Annotated in this window: 9 protein-coding genes; 7 read left to right on the forward strand and 2 right to left on the reverse strand. The window is 26.3% G+C overall.

Annotation, left to right across the window (positions count from 1 at the left end):
* The first annotated feature begins 972 nt into the window (after positions 1-972).
* Complete coding sequence (locus Q0352_RS10500; RefSeq protein WP_299527261.1) at positions 973-1,668, forward strand: Crp/Fnr family transcriptional regulator; 696 nt, start codon at positions 973-975, stop codon at positions 1,666-1,668.
* Positions 1,669-1,862: 194 nt separating this feature from the next.
* Positions 1,863-3,056, forward strand: coding sequence for an ADP-forming succinate--CoA ligase subunit beta (gene sucC / locus Q0352_RS10505; RefSeq protein ID WP_299527263.1), 1,194 nt, complete (start codon positions 1,863-1,865; stop codon positions 3,054-3,056).
* Positions 3,057-3,158: 102 nt separating this feature from the next.
* Here sucC and Q0352_RS10510 read toward each other — a convergent pair whose 3' ends face one another.
* Together Q0352_RS10510 and Q0352_RS10515 are read right to left on the reverse strand one after the other, a co-directional pair.
* Positions 3,159-3,533 carry a PUR family DNA/RNA-binding protein gene (locus tag Q0352_RS10510; protein WP_299527264.1) on the reverse strand — a complete coding sequence of 125 codons (375 nt, stop codon included), beginning with the start codon at positions 3,531-3,533 and terminating at the stop codon, positions 3,159-3,161.
* A gap of 81 nt (positions 3,534-3,614) precedes the next feature.
* Positions 3,615-5,369: an ABC transporter ATP-binding protein gene (locus tag Q0352_RS10515; protein ID WP_299527266.1), complete on the reverse strand. Its 1,755-nt coding sequence runs from the start codon at positions 5,367-5,369 to the stop codon at positions 3,615-3,617.
* A gap of 171 nt (positions 5,370-5,540) precedes the next feature.
* Here Q0352_RS10515 and nusB point away from each other — a divergent pair, with 171 nt between their 5' ends.
* The 5 genes from nusB to Q0352_RS10540 form a co-directional block, all read left to right on the forward strand.
* Positions 5,541-6,479 (forward strand): transcription antitermination factor NusB, encoded by a 939-nt coding sequence (gene nusB / locus Q0352_RS10520; protein ID WP_299527268.1) that lies wholly within the window; start codon positions 5,541-5,543, stop codon positions 6,477-6,479.
* 31 nt (positions 6,480-6,510) lie between these two features.
* Entirely contained in the window at positions 6,511-6,966 is a 456-nt protein-coding gene (locus Q0352_RS10525) for a DUF1573 domain-containing protein (RefSeq protein ID WP_299527270.1), read from the forward strand.
* Positions 6,967-6,988: 22 nt separating this feature from the next.
* Positions 6,989-7,309: a preprotein translocase subunit YajC gene (gene yajC / locus Q0352_RS10530; RefSeq protein WP_299527272.1), complete on the forward strand. Its 321-nt coding sequence runs from the start codon at positions 6,989-6,991 to the stop codon at positions 7,307-7,309.
* A gap of 80 nt (positions 7,310-7,389) precedes the next feature.
* Complete coding sequence (locus tag Q0352_RS10535; RefSeq protein ID WP_299527274.1) at positions 7,390-8,352, forward strand: YbbR-like domain-containing protein; 963 nt, start codon at positions 7,390-7,392, stop codon at positions 8,350-8,352.
* Positions 8,349-8,499, forward strand: a 151-nt coding sequence (locus Q0352_RS10540) for a dephospho-CoA kinase (protein WP_299527276.1), incomplete at its 3' end; no start/stop codon positions are given. The genes Q0352_RS10535 and Q0352_RS10540, both read left to right, overlap by 4 nt.

The following is an 8,499-nucleotide window of genomic DNA, read 5'->3' on the forward strand; positions in this document are numbered from 1 at the left end:
ATGCCGTTGCTAAAATATTTAAGATAATATTTAAACCTTCTTAAATATATGTTAATAATAGGAAAGACGTTAAAAAACAACGATTGTTACACATCATAATTATTTTTAAAATGAAGATAAATTTTAAGTTAGAATTTTTGTAGAAAAGAATAAATTTAAGAAAATGAGAGCTTATTTAAACTCTGAAATTATTTAGTTGAAATTATTATTAAAGTTTACCTATATAGAGAAATATCCTATTATTTCTATTATAATAGATTTTTATCACGTTTACTTGAAATTATAAAAGCCTTATGTAAACTAAAAAAGTTGAAAATATACCCTAAAAATCATAATAGAATAATTCACAACTGTAACTGCAATAAAAAGTATTACGGGGACTATAAGGAATGATTTTAAAACTAGATTTTTCATAACCCAAATTTTACTAATTAAATTTATCAAGTAAATTTAATCTTAATTTTAACCAAATTATTTTAATTACAATAATTGTATTATACCTTTTGGTATTGGATTATATATCTTTATGTATGCAATTATGCATCCTGAATAATTGAAATAATTTTATTTTAAGGATGGGGTAGTATTGTTGGTTTTTGAACTTACATTTACTAAGATAATGAAGTAGGCTGCAAATGAAATTAAAAACACAAATTTAGCGATATTGCAATAAGTACACTCATAAAATTGTTGTGTAAATCCAAAAAGTGATGTTACACAGCCTATAGTTATCATAACTATAATATCAATAAATAAGATTGCTGGTAATGCGATCAAAGAAAAAAGTATTAAATTTTTCATAATTTTATTTTATTTAAGTTTCTAAATATTTAGAGTATAAAGATATTGTGTTATAGGTTTTTATTTTAATGATTTTAATAAGTGTATTTTATCCTTTTTTATGGGATTATCAACGGATTATAATGTAATTTTACACTATAAATAATTGAATTAATTTTTTAGTTTTATTAGATGCCAGATTTTTTACAAAAGAAAACCCATTTTGAGTATGATTTTTTAGATGCTCGTGGGTGTTTAAATATTTTAACAGCTGAAGAAAAAAATGAGTTAGTAAGTAATAAAACCGATTTAGAGTTTTCAGCAGGTGAAATTATTGTAAAGAGAGGAGTTTTAGTTAGTAATGTTTTGTACGTTACCGAAGGTTTGGTAAAAATAGAAATGTCAAATGACAATAAGTTATATACAGTAGGTTTAATTCAACCACATTGTTTTGTTGGAATTGTTTGTTGTTTTGCTTTTAAAAAATTTGATTTTACTGCTACTGCATTAGAAAATTCTAAAATTAGTTTTATAGATATAGATGTTTTTGAGAAGTTTATTAAAACAAACCCTGATTTTTCTTTAGCTTTAATTAAACATATGTCTGGTGTTTCTAATGGTTTACTTCACAGAATGGCTCGCTTATCTCAAAAAAATATAGATGGTGCTTTATCAATCTTATTATTGGAATTTTCTGAGATTTATAATTCTAAAAGTTATACGTTACCAGTTCTTAGAAAGGAATTGGCGGATATTTTAGGCTATTCAAAAGAAAGTGTAATTAATACCTTGTCAAAATTCAATAGAGAGAGAATTATTGATGTTTTGGATAGAAACATTGAAATACTAGATATTTCAAGACTAAAAAAGATTAGTAAACTAGGCTAATTGAAAAATTGATTAATGTTTGATATATTTTATTTTCTTGTTAAATATAACATAGGAGTACCTTTCTAATTATTAAAATTCTACAATTTTTTAAATTAAGTAATTGTTCTGAAATTTTTTTCAATTACAACATAAATTTTAAGTTTGGTTTATTACATTTGTCAGTATATAATATAATAAAACCTTAATTTCTAATGAATTTACACGAATATCAAGGAAAAGAGTTGTTAAACAGTTTTGGCGTTAGAATACAACGAGGAATTGTTGCAGACAATCATAAAAAAGCAGTAGAAGCTGCAAAACAGTTAGCTATAGATACTGGCACAGGTTGGTGGGTTGTTAAAGCACAAATTCACGCAGGTGGTCGTGGCAAAGGTGGTGGAGTAAAATTAGCAAAAAGTTTAGCAGAGGTTGAAACTATTTCTGAAAGTATTATTGGAATGATGTTAAAAACACCACAAACATCTGCTGAGGGTAAAAAAGTACACCAAGTTTTAATTTGTGAAGATGTTTATTATCCAGGTGATAACGAACCAGAAGAATATTATATGTCAGTTCTTTTAAACAGAGCAACGGGTAGAAATATGATTATGTATTCTACAGAAGGTGGGATGGATATTGAAACTGTTGCTGAAAATACACCGCATTTAATTTTTACTGAAGAAATTGATCCATTAATTGGATTACAACCATTTCAAGCTCGAAAAGTAGCCTTTAATTTAGGTCTGTCAGGTGGAGCACTTAAAGAAATGATAAAATTTGTAACTTCTTTATATACAGCTTTTGTAAAATCGGATGCTTCATTATTTGAAATCAATCCTGTTTTAAAAACATCAGATGATAAAATATTAGCAGTAGATTCTAAAGTTGCTTTAGATGACAATGCTTTATACCGTCATAAAGACTTAGCAGAGTTACGTGATTTACGTGAAGAAAATGAAATCGAAGTTGAAGCAAATGCAGCAGGTTTAAATTATGTAGATTTAGATGGTAATGTTGGTTGTATGGTTAATGGAGCTGGACTTGCAATGAGTACAATGGATTTAATTAAACAATCAGGTGGTGAGCCAGCTAACTTTTTAGATGTTGGTGGTACTGCTGATGCAAAACGTGTTGAAATAGCCTTTAGAATTATTTTAAAAGATCCTAATGTAAAAGCTATTTTAGTAAATATTTTTGGAGGTATTGTACGTTGTGATAGAGTAGCACAAGGTATTATTGATGCTTTTGTTAATATGGGTGATGCTATTAAAGTTCCTATTATTGTTCGTTTACAAGGTACAAATGCAATTGAAGCTAAACAATTAATTGATGCTAGTGGATTGAATGTAATTTCAGTTACTGAATTTCAAGAAGCTGCAGATAAAGTTAAAGAAGTTTTAGGATAAAATTTTATTTCTAAAATATAAAAAAAACCGACTCTAAGTCGGTTTTTTTTACGCCAAAAAAAACACTTCTTTTGAAGTGTTTTTAATTTAAGAATATAGTTTTTAAATATCTTCAAAATTTACATCTGTAAAACTTTCAGTACTTTTAATTTCTTCAGAATCATTATTTATTTCAGAAGCTCTTTTAAAATCTTTTTGGTGACGTTCAGAAATAACTTCATCTCCTTTTTCATTCAAAATATAATCAGTTGCTGCTTTTAGCATTTCATTAAATTCTGTAAAATCTTCTTTGTATAAATAAATTTTGTGTTTCTTATAATGGAAAGATCCATCATCATGTGTGAATTTTTTACTTTCAGTAACTGTTAAATAATAATCTTCAGCTTTTGTAGCTCTTACATCAAAAAAGTAAGTTCTTCTTCCTGCTCTAAGAACCTGTGAGAATATTTCCTCTTGTTCTAAATGTTCGTTTTCCATAATTAACTCTCTATTTTTAATTAATCTTATAATTAGATTTCTACACAAATCTATAAAAATATTTGACTTATTTCACTATTTTTAAATTTCTTTTTCCAAAAGTTGTTGTTCATAAAGTTCTTTATAATATCCACTAATATTAACTAACTCGTTATGTGAACCTTGTTGAATTATCTCTCCATTTTCTATTACAATAATTGCATCAGCATTTTTTATTGACGAAATTCTATGACTTACAATAATGGTTGTTTTATTTTTACTAATGTTATATAAATTGTTTAATATAATTTCTTCCGTTTCGGTGTCAACCGCTGATAAACAATCATCAAAAATTAAAATTTGTGGTTCTTTAATAATTGCTCTGGCAATAGATACTCGTTGTTTTTGTCCGCCAGATAATGTAACACCTCTTTCGCCAATATATGTATCGTATCCTTTATTAAATTCAATAATATTATGATGTATATATGCATCTTTGGCAGCTTGTTCAATTTTGGTGTCTGAAGCTGTTTCATCACCAAATTTAATATTGTTTTTTATGGTGTCTGAAAATAAGAATGCTTCTTGTGGTACAAACCCAATACTTTGACGTAAGTTATTTAAATTGAGTTTTTCTGTAGGAATATTATCTATTAAAATTTCACCAGATTTAACATCATATAAGCGAGCAATTAAATTAATAATAGTTGATTTACCTGAGCCAGTATTCCCTAAAATTGCCAATGTTTTTCCTTTTTGAAGTTTAAAACTTACATTTTTAAGAGCAGTTATATTTGTATCGTCATAAGTGAATGATACATTTTTAAATTCAATATCTCCTTCAATTTTAGAAGGATTACTGTTGTTATTAATTATTTCGGGTGTGTGATTTAAAAATTCATTAATACGTTTTTGTGAGGCTTCAGCTTGTTGAACCATTGAAGTTACCCAACCCACAACGGCTACAGGCCAAGTTAGCATATTTACATACATAATAAATTCAGCAATTACACCTAAGGAAATTGTTCCTTCAATATAACGTAAACCACCTATGTAAATAACCAAAATATTACTTAACCCAATTAACAATATCATTAATGGGAAAAATAAAGCTTGCGCTTTAAATAAATCAATATTCTTTTCTTTTGAAGTGTTTGCAAGCTCCTCAAAATCAACCATAGTTTTAGATTCAATACCATAGGATTTTAGAATACTAATTCCCGAAAATGTTTCTTGTGCGTTGGCTGTTAATTTTGATAAATACTGCTGAACAATAGTGCTCCTTTTGTTAATAATTCTACTTAAAATATAAATAGAAATAGATAAAAAAGGCAATGGTAACAATGTGTAATTTGTTAGTACAGGGTCTATATCGTACATTTTAATAATTGCAACAACAAATAACACCAACATATTCATAGTATACATAATTGCAGGTCCAACGTACATGCGAACTTTACTTACATCTTCACTGATGCGATTCATTAAATCGCCAGTTTTATTTTTCTTATAAAAGTTTAAAGATAAGCGTTGGTATTGAAGATAAATTTCATTTTTTAAGTCAAACTCAACCAATCTTGAAGTAACAATAATGGTTTGTCTCATTAAAAATGTGAAAAAACCAGAAAGTAAAGCAACTCCAACTATTAATAGTATGTTGTTAAAAAGCTCAGATTTTACAAAAGATAAATCAGATACCAAACCATTTTTATAATCTTCAGCAATATTCACAGATTCTCTTATAAGTTGAGGAACTTGTAAAGCTAACATTTTGGAAAAGATGGTAATAACAATTCCAATAAGGAGTCTATATTTATATTTTATTAGGTATTTATTTAAGTATTGTAAAGATTTCATAGAGAATTTAATGCTATTTCAATTTTGAATGCACGAAGATACATCAATAAAATTTTAATTTAATTGGTTTAAGATAGATTTAACTTTGTTTAAAAAACGAAAAACAATATTTAATTTCTAAAAAATAGTAGTATTTTTGCCACGTTAAAAACAAAAATCAAAGTTCTTTAAATGATAAATAGAAGACATATTAGAGTTAAAGTAATGCAATCGGTTTATGCATTGTTACAAGCTAAAAGTGACAACCTAAATAAGGAAGAGAAATTCTTATATGCCAGTATTGATAAAATGTATGATTTATATGCATTAATGCTTAGATTGTTTGTTGAAGTTAGAAATATGGAAAAGAAACATATTGAAATTTCTCAAAAAAAGTTTTTAGCAACTGCTGAAGAATTAAAACCAAATAACAAATTTATTAACCTAGAAATTTTTAAATTATTGGGTGAAAGTGTTTCTTTAAACACGCACTTAGATACTAATAATTTAAACTATTGGACTTTAGATAATGAATATATTCATGAAATATTGAAATTAACTAAAAAAAGCAAACTGTATATTTCTTTTATGAATGCTGAGAAATCTTCTTTTCAAGAAGAAAAAGAGTTTATTGTAGCTTTATTTAAAGAAGTGATTGCTCCAAATGAGAAATTAGCTGATTATTTTGAAGATAAAAATATTAGTTGGGTTGATGATATACCATTTGTAAATACATGGATTGTTAAAACTTTAAACCAAATAAAACCAGCACAAGCTTTTCATTTAGGAAACCTGTATAAAGACATTGATGACAGAGATTTTGTAGTTGATTTATTTAGAAAAGTAGTGTTAAATCATACAGAGTTTGAAAAAGAAGTAATTGATAAAACTCCTAACTGGGATACGGATCGTATTGCCGATATTGACATGATTTTAATAAAAATGGCAATTTGTGAATTTTTAAAATTTCCATCAATACCAACTCGTGTTACTATAAATGAATATATTGAGGTTTCTAAAGATTATTCTACTGAAAAAAGCAGCTTTTTTATTAATGGAGTTTTAGACAAAATTTTAAAAGATTTTACGACTACAAAAAGAATGAATAAAATAGGTAGAGGATTGTTATAATTTTATATTTTTACAAAAAAAACTTTTTAAAATGAAAAAAATAACCATAATTTACATTGCAATACTAAGTTTAGTAGTTGTTTCTTGTAAGGAAAACGCAGCATCAAAGATTAAAGACACAAATCTAGAAACGGCAAAAGAAAGAGATGCATTAAATAATTTAGGTTTTGCTATTATTGAATTTGATAATACTGAATTTGATTTTGGAACCATAAATGAAGATGACATTATTGATGGAGCTTTTAAAATTACAAATAAAGGAAAAGTAGATTTATTAATTTTGAGTGCAAAACCATCTTGTGGTTGCACTGTTCCTGAATGGCCTAAAGAAGCTATCAAGCCAGGAGAATCAGCTGATATAAAATTCTCATTTAATTCAAGAGGAAAACCAGGTATGCAAAATAAATCTATTACACTTAAAACCAATACGGAAAAAGCTACAGAGGTTATACGCATTAAAGGAATGGTAACACCTAAAAATAAATAAATTTAATTTAAAAATAAAATAAATGTTTACATTAATATTACTACAAATGGATATGAGTTCTTTGACAGGTATGTTACCTTTCTTACTAATGTTTTTGGTTATTTATCTTTTTATGATAAGACCACAAATGAAACGAGCAAAAAACGAGAAATTATTTCAAGCATCTATAGAAAAAGGAAATAAAGTAATTACAACTAGTGGGATTCATGGAAAAATTTCTGATATAGTTGATAACGATAATACAATAATAGTTGAAACTGGAGCTGGTAAAATTAAATTTGAGCGTTCAGCTATTTCAATGGAACTTAGTAAAAAATTGCAAGCGCCTAAACAAATTAAATAGGAAATAGTACATATATAAACAAAAGTGAGCTTTAGGGCTCACTTTTTTTGTACATTTAATACTTATATTAAAAAACAAAAATGAACGTAAAAAATTCTAAAATGTCAATAATTAATAAAAGAAAGGCGAAGGTTTTTTTATTTATTTTGGTGTTAACTTCAATAATTTGGTTATTAATAGAACTTTCAAAAACTTCAATAAGTACTGTTTCATTTAATGTTGAGTATGAAAATATACCTACAGGAAAATTAATGCAAAGTAAGCCTACTTCTGAAATTAAGATGAAATTAAGAGCTCCAGGGTTTTCATTATTGAAATATAAAATGAAAAATAAAAAGATCGGCTTAAATTTAAAAAATAGTATTAAAAGAGGTTCCAACTTTTATTTGTTGCCAAACCAACAATTAACCTATTTAAATGAACAATTACCAGTGGAAATGGAAGTTGTTAGTGTTTTAAGTGATACAATATTTGTCGAGTTAGGAAATAATAAATCAAAAAAAGTTCCTGTAAACCCTTTGATTGATTTTAAATTTAAATTGGGTTATAACTTGATTAATAAGCTGAAAATTATTCCAGATTCAATTACAGTAACAGGTTCTCAAAAATTTGTAGATTCTATACAAGAAATAAGAACTACTTCAATTAAAATACATGATATTCATAAAAATATAAATAAGGATATAGCGTTAAAATTACCTTCTAAAAAATATAATTTGATTTTTTCAACTGAAAAAGTAAAGATAATTGCTGAAGTTGATAAGTTTACAGAAGGAAGATTTATGGTGCCTGTATTAATTATTAATAACCCTTTTGATGTTAAAATTAACACATTCCCTAAAGATATTGAGGTTGTTTATCAAGCAGGACTTTCAAATTTTAGTAAGATTACAAAAAATAGTTTTTCAGTTGTTTACGATTTTGATGAGTATAAAAGTGATACTTTAATAAAGTATTTAACTCCAATCATTAAGCATAAAAGTGAATTTATTTCTTCATTAAAAGTGTATCCAAATCAAATAGAATTTTTAATTCAAAAATGATAGTAATTGGCTTAACAGGAGGTATTGGAAGTGGTAAAAGTACCGTTTTAAAAATGTTTCAAGAATTTGGGGCAGCAACTTATATTGCTGATATTGAAGCTAAAAAGCTAATGAATACTAACAAAGAATTAGTTCTACAAGTTAAAG

The sequence above is a fragment of the uncultured Lutibacter sp. genome, from assembly GCF_937891065.1.
Lineage (GTDB): Bacteria > Bacteroidota > Bacteroidia > Flavobacteriales > Flavobacteriaceae > Lutibacter.